Genomic DNA, 15172 nt, shown 5'->3' with positions numbered 1-15172 from the left:
AGCGGTAATTATATCACCACAAATCAATTGCTTACCAGAAAAATAACGCATTTAGTTTTTAATGTTAGTTTACAGACAACAGTTAAAGCCCGTGCTTCATCATAAAATTGTATTATTTTTTTAGTACAGACCTTATGTGAAATGCTCACAAACTCAAAATCTTTTGGAAAAAACTATCGAAGTTCATAGAGCATCAAAAGCCTTTCAAACACTTTTCCATAAAAATATTTCCTCCTCTTCCCAAATTATTAAAAAACATGTAAAACGTTTTTTTAATAGTTAAGGTAAGGGACGCAAAAGCTTTACCTCAAATGAAATTTCATTAAACGAAAAGAAGAAAATTTATGCAATTGCGTAACATTGCCATTATTGCTCATGTTGACCATGGGAAAACAACACTCGTAGACGGGCTACTCAAGCAATCAGGAAATTTCCGTGATAATCAGCGTACCAGTGAACGTATGATGGATTCAAACGATATTGAAAAAGAACGTGGAATTACAATCCTAGCGAAGGTAACGTCTGTTGTTTGGAAAGATACCAGAATTAACATTGTTGACACTCCTGGCCACGCTGATTTTGGTGGTGAAGTTGAACGTATTCTCAATATGGTAGATGGAGCAATTGTGCTTGTTGATGCCGCTGAAGGTCCTATGCCACAAACCAAATTTGTTGTTGGCAAAGCATTGAAAGTAGGTTTGCGCCCTATTGTTGCTATTAATAAAATTGACCGCCCTGATGCACGCGCTGATGAAGTTATTAATGAGGTTTTTGACCTTTTTGCTGCTCTTGATGCAACCGATGAACAGCTTGATTTTCCTATTCTCTATGGATCAGGACGCGATGGATGGATGGCTGAAGCCCCTGAGGGACCAAAAGATCAAGGACTTAGCCCTTTGTTTGATCTTGTAACCCGTCATGTCCCTTCTCCTAATGTAGCAGAGGGACCATTTCGTATGATCGGAACTATTCTTGAAGCAGATCCATTTCTTGGGCGAATTATTACAGGCCGTATTCATTCGGGCTCTATAAAACCCAATCAAAGTGTCAAAGTTCTTGGGCAAGATGGAAAGCTTTTAGAAACTGGGCGTATTTCAAAAATTTTGGCATTTCGTGGGTTAGAGCGACAACCTATTGAAGAGAGTATTGCCGGTGATATCGTAGCAATTGCTGGGCTACAAAAAGGCACTGTTGCTGATACTTTCTGTGATCCTGCTGTCAATGAACCTCTCACCGCTCAACCAATTGATCCTCCCACTGTTACTATGAGCTTTCTCGTCAATGATAGCCCCCTTGCGGGAACTGAAGGCGATAAAGTAACAAGCCGTGTCATCCGTGATCGTTTGTTAAAAGAAGCAGAAGGAAATGTAGCCCTTAAAATTGAAGAATCCGCTGATAAAGATTCTTTCTATGTTTCAGGACGAGGAGAATTGCAGCTTGCAGTTCTTATCGAAAATATGCGCCGTGAAGGGTTTGAACTTAGTGTTTCACGTCCACGCGTTGTTATGCAAAAAGATGAAAACGGAACAACTCTTGAACCAATCGAAGAAGTTGTCATCGACGTTGATGAGGAATATTCAGGAACAGTCGTTCAAAAAATGTCTGAACGTAAAGGCGAAATGGTTGAATTGCGTCCTTCTGGCGGTAATCGTGTACGTCTTGTCTTTTATGCACCAACGCGAGGCCTTATAGGCTACCAATCTGAACTTTTAACTGACACACGTGGTACAGCAATTATGAATCGCCTCTTCCACGCCTATGAACCTTATAAGGGAGATATTGGTGGCCGTGTCAATGGTGTTATGATTTCAAATGATAACGGTGAATCTGTCGCTTATGCTCTTTTTAATCTTGAAGATCGTGGACCTATGATAATCGATGCTGGCGTTAAAGTTTATCAAGGAATGATTATTGGTATACACTCACGTGATAACGATTTAGAAGTGAATGTTTTAAAAGGAAAAAAGCTGACCAATATGCGTGCTTCTGGAAAAGATGAAGCCGTAAAATTAACTCCTCCTCTTAAAATGACATTGGAACGTGCCTTATCGTGGATACAAGATGATGAACTTGTAGAAGTCACTCCTAAAAATATTCGTTTACGTAAACTCTATCTCGATCCCAATGAACGCAAACGTTTTGAAAAAACGCGTTCATCAATTTCAACCTAATTTTATGGCTTCCTCAATAAAATATTTTCTTGTATCGCGTTTAATTATACTCCAGAAAGGATATTTACATGAATATTCAGGAAATACCCATTGGTAAAAATCCGCCAGAAGACATCAATGTTATCGTTGAAGTCTCTGTTGGTGGTCAACCAATAAAATATGAGATGGACAAAAAATCCGGAGCGTTGTTTGTTGATCGCGTCCTTCAAACATCAATGGTCTATCCCGGAAACTATGGTTTTGTTCCACATACACTTTCAGATGATGGTGATCCAATTGATGTTCTCATTTGTAATACTCGTCCCCTTATTCCTGGTTGTGTCATAAATGTTCGCCCAATCGGCGTCCTTATTATGGAAGATGATGGAGGTAAAGATGAAAAAATCATTGCTGTCCCTACTCCCAAAATAACACAACGATATACCAATATTCATAATTACACAGATCTTCCAGAAATTACACTAAAACAAATTGAGCATTTCTTCGGACATTATAAAGATCTTGAACCTGGGAAATGGGTTAAAATTGAGGGGTGGCAGAATAAAGATTGTGCACGCGACTTAATTAAAGAAGCTATTGAGCGCAATAACAAAATATAACTGTTCTAAAGAACAAAGCCTGTTTTTTTAAACAGGCTTTTATTTATTTCTGTGGAGAGTTATATCTCCTAAAGATTGTAATATACCCCTTAACTCTTCTAAATATTCTGAAAAATAAAGTTGTTTATAGCGTGATGTCGCACCAACCTTAAGAGTAATACAAGAAGATGGGATTTTCCATTGCTTGGCCAAAAACTTAATGAGTGCTTTATTTGCTTTTCCATCTTCAGGAACAGCACGAAGACGTATAACTAAATGCTGCTTTCCATCATCCCTGCATTCAACCCCCATTATTCTGTCAACTGAAGCTTTGGGAATTAAGTATACAAACAGGATCAAACCATTCGTATCAACTAGATAAAACATCTTCGTTCACCTAATATAGTGCTTCTATAGGTAAAGGCCTGCATAAGCGCTCCACATAAAGGTGCGAATAAAATAAATGATGATGAATACTACAATAGGTGAAATGTCAACTGCTCCAAGATTTGGCAAAACCCGTCGGATACGACCTAAGATTGGCTCCGTGGCGCGATACAAAAAATTTCTTATCAAAAAAACAAAGCGATTGCGCGTATTCACAATATTGAACGCATAAAGCCAAGAGAAAATAACGCTTGCGATTAAAATATCAACATAAATTTTGAAAATAAGATCTATCACCTGAAGCAATGCATAAATCACTCTTTATCCCTCTTTAAATCAACGGAACAGAAGATCACATATAAAGCATTTATTAAAATAAACCTGCTTATCGAACAATAGTGTTTTTACCTCCACCCATTAATAGCTTCTTTCTATTAACAAGAAATACGAGCCCACATTCTTCATCTCTGTACCATAACAATGATGAAACTTAATAAATAAATAGCTGACTAAAACAATAGATGGTAAAAATACAAGTAACAGAAACACTCTAAGAAACTTCAAAAAACTTTGAATATCCCTTCTATAATAACCTTGCTGTTTTAATTATAAGCCTGATGCAAAAAAGCTAAAACTAAAAACGGCCTTTAAAGGCCGCCTTTATTTTATCTTTAAGATTACTTCTGCAAAGCAATCAAACGATTAAGCGCATTACTAAAACCATTCAGCTGAACGAACAAATCATTTAAAGCAGGTTCACCTGGAGCAGCAACTGTCATAGCCAACTTTAAATGCTTTCCGGCACGTAAAGCTGCTACATAATTTTTGTCAAAAACTATTGGAACAATGCAACCTGCTGGTACACAAGTCCGAATAGCAGTCTCGATAACGGCTTTCCCCTCATCGACTTGTAAACGAACAGGCTTGGAAACCAAAATACCAAAAGGAACTGTTAAATTACCAGAGACAACACCATCAGCACTAAGAATAACGTTCATAGCTAAAACAACACGATTCTGGTCATTTACTTCCTGACGGTGCATAAAACAAATCTTTTTTCCCTCTTGTATACCACAATTAATGCTCCATAAACCATAAGTCTCGGTTAAAGAAGAAGCACCATTTGGCAATGTAGCTGCGGGAGTTTTCGTTGCAGCAGGTTTTGTATCTGTTGCAAATGCTACAGAAGAAATACTCAAAAGAGTAACAACTATAAATAAATTAAATAACTTTTTCATCTCATATTCCAGTTCTTTACATAACAGAAAATTACATTTATTATTTTTTGAACGTTATGCATAATAGTATAAATCATTTTTATGCATAATATAAAGCTATCTTAATGAAAAAGAGCTTTCGATGATTATATAGCTTTTATAATCATCGAAAGCTACCTCGAAATTCGCTAACAATTTTCATATAAACACGCTTTTTAAAAGAAATAACGATCGCAGGAAGAGTTTCCAGATCGATCCATTTCCACTGATCAAACTCTGCTTTATTACCATCTGGCGGGGGATTGATCATGATTTCAGAAAGCTCTCCTGTAAACTGAAAAGCAAACCATTTTTGTATTTGTCCACGATATTTATTGTGTAGTACACTTCCCACAAGTTCTTGTGGAAAATCATAATGGAACCAATCCTTTGCTTCCTTGATCAACTTTATAGAGCGTATACCTGTTTCTTCATAAAGTTCACGGCGTGCCGCATCTAACGGCTCTTCACCCTCATCGATCCCCCCTTGAGGAAGTTGCCAACGATGAGATGTTTCGGTCTCTACATGAGGGCACGCCATTAAACGGCGCCCAACCCAAACTTTACCCTCATGATTAAAGACAAGGATTCCAACACATTTCCGATAAGGAAGAGCCCTCAAATCAACAACTGCATTCATTCATTTCCCCCAACGCATAAACTGTACACACCCCTTCTCACTGTAAAACATCCTTATTGGGATCTGGTGGAAATGCTGCATGCGCCATTTCACCCCGTAACAGCTTATAAGCCTCATTCAATTGAGTATCCTCCTTAGGATCTTGCGGAACAAAAGCGGCTGAACCAGATCCTGTTTTGCTCTCTCGTTTCCCTTTGATGTGCCCCTTTAACTCAGATTCACCAAGCTTTACATCATAACCTTTATATTTTTCAGGGAGTGGTTGCTCTACAATAATGTCAGGTGTGATCCCAGTTCCTTGAATTGAAGTTCCAGCCGGTGTGTAATAAAGTGCTGTTGTTAAACGTAAAGCACCATTTTCACCCAAAGGAATAATTGTTTGAACAGACCCCTTGCCAAAAGATTGGGTGCCTAAAATTGTAGCACGCCGATGATCTTGTAATGCACCTGCAACAATTTCAGAAGCGCTTGCCGAACCACCATTAATGAGGACAATAAGGGGCTTTCCGTTGAGAATATCCCCTGGTTTAGCATCAAATCTAGTCACATCGTTCTTTTTGCGCCCACGAGTTGATACAATTTCACCTTTATTAAGAAAAGCATCCGAAACATTAACAGCCTGATCTAAAAGTCCCCCTGGATTCAGTCGCAAATCAAGAACATAACCCTTCAACTTATCTTGAGGAATTTTAGACTGAATATCTTTAATTGCAGCCTGAAGATTGCCAAAAGTCTGCTCTGAAAACTGGATAAGTCTTAAATAGCCAATATCATTCTCAACGCGATATTTTACTGCCTTTACTTTGATGATATCACGAACAACTTTAATTTCAATCGGTTTATCAACACCAGAACGGATAATTGTCAATGTAATCGGTGTTCCAGGAGCGCCCCGCATCTTATTAACAGCTTCATTCAATGTTTGACCATTCGTCTGCACACCATCAATTTTTGAAATGAGATCCCCTGCCAAAATACCTGCTTTTGAAGCTGGTGTATCATCCATCGGAGAAACAACTTTAATTAAGTTCTTCTCCATAGTCACCTCAATACCAAGTCCTCCAAATTCTCCCTTCGTAGAATCCCGCATCTCCTTAGCTTCTTGCGCATTCATATAAGATGAATGAGGATCAAGCGATGTAAGCATGCCATTGATAGCATGTTCGATAAGCTTCTTATCATCTGGAACCGTCACGTATTGCATACGTACGCGCTCAAAGATATCACCAAATATGGCCAACTGTTTATAAGCATCACCTTCATTATTCGCAGCAACAGACTGCACCATAATCATTGAACTGGCGCCGAGCAATACCCCAGCGACCAAAAGAATAACTTTACGAATCATTTTGGTTCCTTTTCGTTTTTTCAGTCCGCCACCAAGGTGTTGGATTCACAGGCTTCCCCTGTTTTCTAAACTCAATGTAAAGTATTGGAGCATTTTTTCCTATATCCAATGCAACACTGTTTGCAATAAATTGCATTCCCATCGTACCAAGAGGCTCACCGGAAAGAACAAATTGCCCAGGCGTTACGTTGATTCTCGACATCCCGATAAGAACAATATGATAACCATTTCCAACATTGAGAATAATTAACTGTCCGTAAGAACGAAATGGGCCAGCAAAAGCAACAAGAGCATCAGCAGGTGCTATAATAACAGCTTCTGATTCTGTTTCAATCATTTCACCAAAGCGCGTAATCTGCAAATTATTATTAATATGTTGAATTTTTTTGCCCAACACAGGAAAAAGTAACGAACCTTTTTGATTTTCGAAATTGCTCTGCTCTAACAATTGTAAATTTTTTCGCACCTGAACGGATACATCAGAATTAAGTTTTGATTGGCGGTCAAGTTCTAAAATCAATTCTTCTAAAGACTGTGCCTTTTTAATAAGAGCAATGTTTTTTTGTTGTTGCTCTGTAAGTTCTTCTTCGGATCTTTTTTGTAATTTAGCTTTTTTGTCTAATAAAAGCTCTAGACGCTTTCGCTGTTCTGCTTGATTTTGCATTTTAGTCTTTAAAGCCGCGTATTCCGTGGTAATTGCATTGCTTAAATTGATTAACTCCTTAAAGCTCTCTGTTAAAACCTGTATTTTCTCTTGCATTTGAGGTACGATAGCCCCTAATAAAACAGAACTACGCACAGAAGCTAATACATCCTCAGGACGCACCATAAGAGCAGGAGGTGGGTTTAATCCCATGCGCTCTAAGACAGCAAGAACTTCCGCAAATTCAGCGCGATGACTTTTTAAACTCTGATGAACTTTTGCCCGCTTCACTATCATTTTTTTTAAGTTTTTTTCCCTTTCAGCAATATCATTTGCTATTGTACGTTCTGTTTTAGCAGCTTTTATTAATGCATCGCTTAAAGCATGTTGATCTTTTTTTAAACGCTCAACTTGCTGCGCAAGAAACGTAACCCGCTCACGCGAGAGAGAAATACTTTGGCGAATTTCTCCTAACTCTTTCTGTGCTGTTGCACTATTTACTGTATCTTCAGCATGCGATACAGACAAGAAAAAAACCATACTCAGTAGCGGCACGACAAATATCGCGTATTCTTCGTATAAATATCGCATCTTTTTATGAAGAAGTTTCTTCATTTACCCAACCATTAAGCCTCATCGTATAAACTAGAAATGCTTTAAATGGTGTCAGCTAAAACAATATTAATAAATACATAAATAAGTGCTAAAAATTACATAAAAATATTAAAACCGATGATAAGGATGATTGCTCGCAATTGTTACAGCACGATAAAGCTGTTCTGTAAGAAGTATACGCGCAATTTGATGAGGCCACGTCATAAAACCAAAAGATAAAAGGAAATCAGCGCGATTTCTTATCTGTTCATTATGCCCATCAGGTCCTCCCAAAGCAATGATGACATCACGAATACCTTCATCACGATAAAACCCTAATTTTTCAGAAAAAGCAGATGATGAAATCGACTTTCCACGCTCATCTAATACAATTAATCGACACTTTTCAGGCAAAAATCCAATAAGTCTTCTCCCCTCTTCTTCCATGCGTTGACAAGCTGTCTGAGCACGACTTTCTGATATCTCGTGGAGTTTTTTAAAATGAAACCCTACTGCTCCAGAACTTTTAGAAAAACGGTCCAAATAATGATCAACCAATTTGTGCTCCGGCCCCTTTTTCATGCGCCCAACAGCAAAAATAGAAATTTGCATATCAATGATCTCCGAAGAGTATCGATTTTGTATTGTTTAAGTCGGGAGCGAGCCACATCTTTTCTAAATTATAAAAGAGACGGACTTCTGGACGAAAAATATGAACGATAACATCGCCTGTATCAATCAAAATCCAATCACCTCCAGCAAGCCCTTCCACACTCGCTCGGCCGTATCCACTGTCTTTCCAAGCACATAACAAATGGTCAGCAACAGAAGATACATGACGCTGTGAACTTCCTGAAGCTATGACCATGTAATCAGCTAAAGACGACCTCCCCTGAATATCAATGGAGACGATATCTTCTGCTTTTGTATCCTCTAAACTTTTGAGAATAACTTTGAGACCATCACTGACAGAAAAGTTTTTTTTCTCTGCCGGAGGCACAATATTGCAAGCGTATTTTTGTGAAATGTTTTCCAGATTAATATCCTTTCTTATTGTTTAGAATAGAGAAAAAGAGGAATTTCTTCAAAAAGAGAAGCAGAATCTTATAAAATTTTCAAGAAAAATCATTTTCCTTTAGACGAAGGTTCGTTGAAGACTGAAAAGACAAAGGTCCATGTAAATAAGTCCAAGCCGGTGGTTTCATAAAAGGTAATCGTATACTTTCTCTCTCATCTAAACGAAAATAACGGTAAATGTGTGCCATAGGAGAAGAGAGTGCCGCCATATGCACAAAAGGACGATCGATAATCGCAATAGGAAGCATAGATATGATATCATGCCACCGATACCAGTGATGAAATGTCGCCAAACTATCTGCCCCCATAACCCAAACAAAATGTACCCCACGGCAATACGCAAGAATATGAGAAATCGTATCTACCGATACTGTGCTGCCTATAATTTTCTCAAAACCTGTTATACGAATCTTTGGATGATCAATCAGTTCAACACTTAATCGCATTCTCTCCTCTAAAGATGGTAAATGTGTATTATCTTTTAAGGGATTGCTTGGGGTTACCATCCACCATAATTGATCAAGACGTAAACGCCGAATTGCAATTTTTGCAACAAGAAGATGTCCAGCATGCGGTGGATTAAAGGACCCACCAAAAAGACCAATAACATTGGACCTTTCCACATGTGGCATACGATCCTTCCATGGAAAAAATAGCTGTTTCAAGGTCTAACTTGCCCATTTCCTTTAATATGATATTGAAATGATGTTAGCTGTTCAACACCTATGGGACCACGCGCATGCATTTTTCCTGTCGCAATACCAATTTCCATTCCAAAACCAAATTCACCTCCATCAGCAAATTGCGTAGATGCATTATGCAATAAAATGGCTGAATCCAAATGATTGAAAAATTTCTCCACCACAGCCATATCCTCAGCAATAATCGATTCAGTATGTCCTGATGAATAACGTTTGATATGAGCAATGGCTCCCTCAACACCCTCAACCGTTTTAACAGAAAGAATTGCATCAAGATATTCCTGCGACCAATCTTCTTCACATGCTAATTTAGCCTCTGGCATTAACGAAACGATGTCTTCTGTGGCGCGAATTTCACATCCCTTCTCCTGTAAAGCTACAAGAACAGGAAAAAACTTTTGTAATGCTTGGCTGTCAATTAAAACTGTTTCAACAGCTCCACATATGCCTGTACGCCGCAATTTTGCATTCAGTACAATATCACGGGCCATATTTAAATCTGCTGATTTATCAATATAAATATGACAGAGTCCCTCTAAATGTGCAAAAATTGGAACACGCGCATCAGACTGAACACGTGCAACAAGACTTTTTCCTCCACGAGGAACAATCACGTCAATTGCTCCATTCAATCCTTTTAGCATTTCTCCAACGGCATCGCGATCTTTCGTTCCAACCATTTGAATGGCATCTTTAGGTAAACCAGCTTCCTCCAATCCTCTTACCAACGCCGAATGAAGTGCCTGAGCAGAATGAAAACTATCCGAACCACCACGTAAAATTGCAGCATTTCCAGCTTTTAAGCACAAAACACTTGCATCAATGGTAACATTTGGCCGACTCTCATAAATAATACCAATCACACCAAGAGGTGTACGAATACGGCTGATATGAAGCCCATTTGGACGTGTCCATTCACTTATCACTTGTCCAACAGGATCAGACAAACAAGCAACTTGACGGACACTATCTATGATTGCACGCAAACGCCCTTCATCTAACTTCAATCGATCAATCATCGCTGCCTTCAAATTATTCTGAGCAGCATTCTCTAAATCTTGATGATTAGCTCTTAAAATTTCATCTGACTGAGCCTCTAGACACAAAGCTATCATTTCCAAGGCTTTATTCTTTTGTTCAGAAGACATAACTGCTAACGTAGCAGCAGCACGACGTGCTTTTCGCCCCATGTCCTTCATTTGCTCTTCTAAAGTCATATCATCATCCACTCTGCCAAAACAATAAATAAGGTAAAAGATAACTTTTCTAAGCAGAATGGGTCAAGCAGCGTAAAACCATATCATTACGATGTACCATAGCAGAACGCGCTTCATATCCAAGGATAGATTCAATTTCTTCGCTTTTACGCCCCATAATGCGCACAACCTCATCTTTGCCATAACTTACAAGCCCACGCGCAATCTCAACTCCATTTGCATCAACAATCGCAACGGTATCTCCACGATGAAATACCCCGTCAACCGCTACAACTCCTGCAGCTAATAAAGATTTTCCAGATTCAAGGGCTTGAACTGCTCCCTGATCAATCATCAAAATACCAGAGGGTTCTAAATGACCAGAAATCCAAGTTTTCCAAGCGTTGATAGGCTTTTCAATAGCAGCAAAAAAACTTCTGCGCTCTCCTCTATCAATCGCCGCAAGAGGGTTCATACGCTTACCTGAAGTAATAATCATAGCCGTTCCAGCAGAATTTGCTATTTTTCCAGCATCAAGTTTTGTCTTCATTCCTCCTCGAGAAAATTCTGAAGCAGCAACATCTGCCATTTTCTCGATATCACTTGTAATTGAGGCAATAAAGGGTATAAATTCAGCCGTTGGATCACGGTGTGGAGACTTCGTATAAAGACCATCAATATCTGATAAAAGTATCAAAAGATCTGCCCCCATCATTGTTGCTACCCGTGCCGCTAAACGATCATTATCACCATAGCGAATTTCACTTGTTGCGACAGTATCATTCTCATTAATAACGGGCACCGCTCCAAAACGCAAAAGCACATTAATCGTAGCACGTGCATTCAGATACCGTCGTCGCTCTTCCGTATCGAATAGAGTGAGTAAAATTTGACCCGTTTTTAATCCATATTGAGCAAGCGCATCACCATATGTTTTAGCCAATTCAATTTGCCCCAAAGCAGCACACGCCTGACTCTCTTCTAATTTCAAAGCCCCCTTAGGAAGATGGAGTAACGTTCTCCCTAAAGCAATAGCCCCCGAAGATACCAATAAGATCTCAACGCCATTTTGACGCAACTCAACAATATCACTTATTAAACTTTTAAGCCATTCAGCCCGTAAACCTGTCTGAGGATCAACTAAAAGCGCAGATCCCACCTTGACAACAACGCGTTTATAGTTTGAAAGCTTTTGCAACCCAACTGCCATTTTACTCGATCCTGCTATCCCCATCGACATCCTCTTTGCGTGCCATTTCAATAATATGTGCACCAGCACGCAGCACATTTTCTAAACCTTCGCGACTAACCGCAGAAAACATCATCACAGATCTACCCGTTGCTTTTTGCAAAACCTCTTGTTTGGCCTTACGCTCTTCAATGGTGAGAGTATCTATCTGACTTAAAGCTACAATTTCAATCTTATCGCTCAGATTATTTCCATATGCTTCGAGTTCATTACGCACAATCTGATATGCCCTTGCTACATCTTCTTCTTGAGCAGAAATCAAATGAAATAAAACACGACAACGTTCTACGTGCCCTAAAAAACGGTCTCCGATCCCCACGCCTTCATGTGCCCCTTCAATTAGACCAGGAATATCAGCCAAAACAAATTCACGGGCATCAATTCGCACAACACCAAGATGAGGATAGAGAGTGGTAAAAGGATAATCTGCAACTTTTGGCTTTGCAGCTGTCACGGAAGCTAAAAAAGTTGACTTTCCAGCATTTGGCAAACCAATCAGTCCCGCATCAGCAATTAACTTCAAGCGAAGCCAAAGTACGCGCTCTTCTCCAGCCAAACCTGGATTTGCACGGCGAGGTGCCCGATTCGTAGATGTCGTAAAATGAAGATTCCCAAAACCACCATTCCCACCTTTTGCAAGACGGTAACGTTGTCCAACTTCCGTTAAATCACAGATTAATGTTGTATTATCTTCTTCAAAAATTTGCGTCCCAACCGGCACTTTAAGGATAATATCATCACCCTTTTCACCCGTCATGTTACGGCCTTTACCATGCCCCCCTGTTTTTGCTCTAAAATGCTGCTGATAGCGATAGTCAATCAACGTGTTAAGTCCGTCAACAACGAGAGCCCAAACATCACCACCACGTCCTCCATTTCCTCCATCAGGCCCCCCAAATTCTATGAATTTCTCACGACGAAATGAGACTGCCCCTGCTCCTCCATTACCAGAACGAATGTAGACTTTAGCTTGATCAAGAAATTTCATTGGAAACGCTCACTGAGGAATCAATCCTTCTACCTCTACAGGTAATGCATCAGTTTTACCAGTTTTTCATCATTTACAAAAGAAAAACTATAAATAAGTTCACTGAACGCTGATTGAAAATATCCTTACATTTAAATAAGTAAGTTGTCTTAAACCTTCTGAAAAGAAGCAGCTATTATTGCACTTCTGTTTTTCCCTTAAATCCTAGCGCTAAAAGGTAAAGCTCCACAGATTCTGATCGGCTTGCAGGTGGTTTAACATGGTTGACTGTTTTAAAGTTCTGCTTTAATGTCGTGAGAAGGGTATTTTCTGCTCCACCTTGAAAGGCCTTTGCTAGAAAATGTCCTCCAGGTTTGAGAACTGAAAGAGCAAAATCGGCAGCAACTTCACATAAATAAATCGTCCTTAAATGATCCGTTTGACGATGACCTGTCGTTGGTGCAGCCATATCAGAAAGCACTACATCCGGCTTTGTCCCTAAAGCATCAATTAATTTCTGCGGTGCGTCTGCATGCAAAAAATCCATTTCCAACATCACAACCCCAGGCAATGGATCAACATGCAAATAATCAATACCAACCACGCTAGGCTTTTCATCATTTGACCCTACTATACGCCCAGCAACCTGACACCAACCACCCGGTGCCGCTCCCAGATCAATAATCTTTTGACCTTTTTTAAGAAACTTATAGCGCTCATTAATTTCGATTAATTTATAAGCTGCACGCGAACGATAACCATCTACTTTTGACTGATGAACATAAGGATCATTGAGATGTCTCTCTAACCATCTCCGCGACGATGCTTTAATAGTTCCTGCTTTTTTCTTTACACGTTGATATAATTCATGTGACCCTGAACCACCATATCCGCCAGTTGGTGTTTTTGTCGTTTTTTTCATAGCTATTCATTGTCTCCATATTCTGATAACTGGCTAATGCTTGAAATCTTTTGGCTTCCTATAATGACACCATACACCATCACGTAACATCAGCTCTATCAAAATTCCTTCTCTCAATCCACGATCAGCAACTCTTAATCGTCGACTGGGCCAAACTTCTCGAATAACGTCTAAAATTGCACAACCAGCCAAAATTAAATCTGCTCTTTTTCGTCCAATGCAAGGATTCGTTGCGCGTTCTTTTATGTCCCATGACAATAAGCGTTTTATCATAAGAGTAATATCTGCATCATTCATCCAAACACCATCAATCTGCTTCCGATCATAACGCTCTAAATTAAGGTGCATTCCTGCTAAAGTCGTAATCGTTCCAGAGGTTCCCAAAAGATGAAATCTCGATCCTTGAGCTAGAGTGCCTAATTTATGACGTTCTGAAAATTTATTTAACAAACGTCGCACATAACCTTTCATCTTTTCAAAATCATCTAAACTAACATCACTCCCTCCAAAGCGCTCAGCAAGCGTGACAACACCAACAGGAAGCGAAGTCCATGCCATAATCTGTTCAGCTAAACGCAAAGAACACTTTTGGGAAACATCAAGGAGCACAATTTCTGATGATCCACCTCCAATATCAAAGAGTACAATTGCATCTGTATTCGGTTCAACTAGCGTGCCACACCCTGCAACAGCAAAACGCGCTTCTGTTTTTCGATCAACAATTTCCAATTCAAGGCCCGTCTCATCCAAAACGCGTTGAATAAAATGTCTACCATTCTCTGCTGAACGGCAAGCTTCCGTTGCAACCAAGCGATAACGCTTAATATGTCTTTGTTTTAGCTTTAAACGACAAACTTTTAACGCTTCAATCGTCCGATCCATAGCTTGTGTATTAAGAAAGCCGTTGCTTACCAAGCCTTCTCCTAACCGTACAATACGTGAAAAAGCATCAACAACCTTAAAATACCCTGGTTTACTAGGAGATGCGATAAGAAGGCGACAATTATTGGTTCCTAAATCAAGTGCCGCATAAAGAGGTAAAGATTTTAATTGAGAAAACCTTCGAAGCAAAGGATTTACCTGATTTTTTGTTTTTTTGACACCTACAACTGCTCGACCTGAGAATTCACAAGCAGTATCCGATTGAACAAGCACCCGTTTCTGTTTCCAATGTCTTTTCCGCTGTTGTTGTTTTATATCAACAGAAATAGAACATGCTCTTGTTTGTAGCAAAAATGCAGAATGATTATTTTTATTGCACTCACTGTAACCACACAATCTCTCTGCTTTGGTATCATAAACTCTTCCTCGCTTTGAATCTTTTGGACCATAATCTAAAGGGGCCATTTTTCTTATCCTTTAAGTGTGTACCTCCCAAATAAACAAACGCGAGAACTCTTCTACTCACTACTAAATAAAGTAAGAATGCTGCATCAAATTACC

At 39.3% G+C, this 15172-nt stretch carries 16 protein-coding genes; 2 read left to right on the top strand and 14 right to left on the bottom strand.

The window, feature by feature from the left end:
• Positions 1-344 precede the first annotated feature (344 nt).
• Complete coding sequence (gene typA / locus ACKC4Y_RS00285) at positions 345-2171, top strand: translational GTPase TypA (RefSeq protein WP_409361460.1); 1827 nt, start codon at positions 345-347, stop codon at positions 2169-2171.
• A gap of 68 nt (positions 2172-2239) precedes the next feature.
• Positions 2240-2770 carry an inorganic diphosphatase gene (gene ppa, locus ACKC4Y_RS00280; RefSeq protein ID WP_409361459.1) on the top strand — a complete coding sequence of 177 codons (531 nt, stop codon included), beginning with the start codon at positions 2240-2242 and terminating at the stop codon, positions 2768-2770.
• Positions 2771-2809: 39 nt separating this feature from the next.
• Here the strand turns inward: ppa and ACKC4Y_RS00275 are convergent, their stop codons facing one another.
• The 14 genes from ACKC4Y_RS00275 to ACKC4Y_RS00210 form a co-directional block, all read right to left on the bottom strand.
• On the bottom strand, positions 2810-3136 hold the full coding sequence (locus tag ACKC4Y_RS00275; RefSeq protein WP_409361458.1) for a DUF167 domain-containing protein: 327 nt from the start codon (positions 3134-3136) through the stop codon (positions 2810-2812).
• A 24-nt stretch (positions 3137-3160) separates the two neighbouring features.
• A complete protein-coding gene (locus ACKC4Y_RS00270) occupies positions 3161-3454 on the bottom strand; it encodes a YggT family protein (RefSeq protein WP_409361457.1) in 294 nt (97 codons plus the stop codon).
• Between the two features lie 359 nt (positions 3455-3813).
• On the bottom strand, positions 3814-4374 hold the full coding sequence (locus ACKC4Y_RS00265; protein ID WP_409361456.1) for an invasion associated locus B family protein: 561 nt from the start codon (positions 4372-4374) through the stop codon (positions 3814-3816).
• Positions 4375-4516: 142 nt separating this feature from the next.
• The gene (locus ACKC4Y_RS00260) at positions 4517-5032 is read right to left on the bottom strand and encodes an RNA pyrophosphohydrolase (protein ID WP_409361455.1); all 516 of its coding nucleotides are present in this window, start codon (positions 5030-5032) and stop codon (positions 4517-4519) included.
• A gap of 37 nt (positions 5033-5069) precedes the next feature.
• A complete protein-coding gene (locus tag ACKC4Y_RS00255; RefSeq protein ID WP_409361454.1) occupies positions 5070-6380 on the bottom strand; it encodes a S41 family peptidase in 1311 nt (436 codons plus the stop codon).
• Entirely contained in the window at positions 6370-7638 is a 1269-nt protein-coding gene (locus tag ACKC4Y_RS00250; RefSeq protein WP_409361453.1) for a murein hydrolase activator EnvC family protein, read from the bottom strand. The genes ACKC4Y_RS00255 and ACKC4Y_RS00250 overlap by 11 nt, the downstream gene beginning before the upstream one ends.
• Positions 7639-7746: 108 nt before the next feature.
• Entirely contained in the window at positions 7747-8229 is a 483-nt protein-coding gene (gene rlmH, locus ACKC4Y_RS00245; RefSeq protein ID WP_409361452.1) for a 23S rRNA (pseudouridine(1915)-N(3))-methyltransferase RlmH, read from the bottom strand.
• Position 8230: 1 nt separating this feature from the next.
• The gene (rsfS, locus tag ACKC4Y_RS00240) at positions 8231-8659 is read right to left on the bottom strand and encodes a ribosome silencing factor (protein WP_409362188.1); all 429 of its coding nucleotides are present in this window, start codon (positions 8657-8659) and stop codon (positions 8231-8233) included.
• A 73-nt stretch (positions 8660-8732) separates the two neighbouring features.
• Entirely contained in the window at positions 8733-9326 is a 594-nt protein-coding gene (locus ACKC4Y_RS00235) for a nicotinate-nucleotide adenylyltransferase (RefSeq protein WP_409361451.1), read from the bottom strand.
• A 29-nt stretch (positions 9327-9355) separates the two neighbouring features.
• Positions 9356-10612, bottom strand: a complete 1257-nt coding sequence (locus ACKC4Y_RS00230; protein ID WP_409361450.1) for a glutamate-5-semialdehyde dehydrogenase — start codon at positions 10610-10612, stop codon at positions 9356-9358.
• 49 nt (positions 10613-10661) lie between these two features.
• On the bottom strand, positions 10662-11801 hold the full coding sequence (gene proB, locus ACKC4Y_RS00225; protein WP_409362187.1) for a glutamate 5-kinase: 1140 nt from the start codon (positions 11799-11801) through the stop codon (positions 10662-10664).
• Between the two features lies 1 nt (position 11802).
• The gene (gene obgE / locus ACKC4Y_RS00220; RefSeq protein ID WP_409361449.1) at positions 11803-12828 is read right to left on the bottom strand and encodes a GTPase ObgE; all 1026 of its coding nucleotides are present in this window, start codon (positions 12826-12828) and stop codon (positions 11803-11805) included.
• Positions 12829-13003: 175 nt separating this feature from the next.
• A complete protein-coding gene (locus ACKC4Y_RS00215; RefSeq protein ID WP_409361448.1) occupies positions 13004-13729 on the bottom strand; it encodes an RlmE family RNA methyltransferase in 726 nt (241 codons plus the stop codon).
• Positions 13730-13762: 33 nt separating this feature from the next.
• Positions 13763-15076 carry a Ppx/GppA phosphatase family protein gene (locus tag ACKC4Y_RS00210; protein WP_409361447.1) on the bottom strand — a complete coding sequence of 438 codons (1314 nt, stop codon included), beginning with the start codon at positions 15074-15076 and terminating at the stop codon, positions 13763-13765.
• Positions 15077-15172 lie beyond the last annotated feature (96 nt).

This window comes from Bartonella heixiaziensis (genome assembly GCF_046245125.2).
GTDB lineage: Bacteria > Pseudomonadota > Alphaproteobacteria > Rhizobiales > Rhizobiaceae > Bartonella > Bartonella heixiaziensis.
Note: the sequence above shows the minus strand (reverse complement) of the source record. Positions and strands in the feature narration are given on the sequence as shown.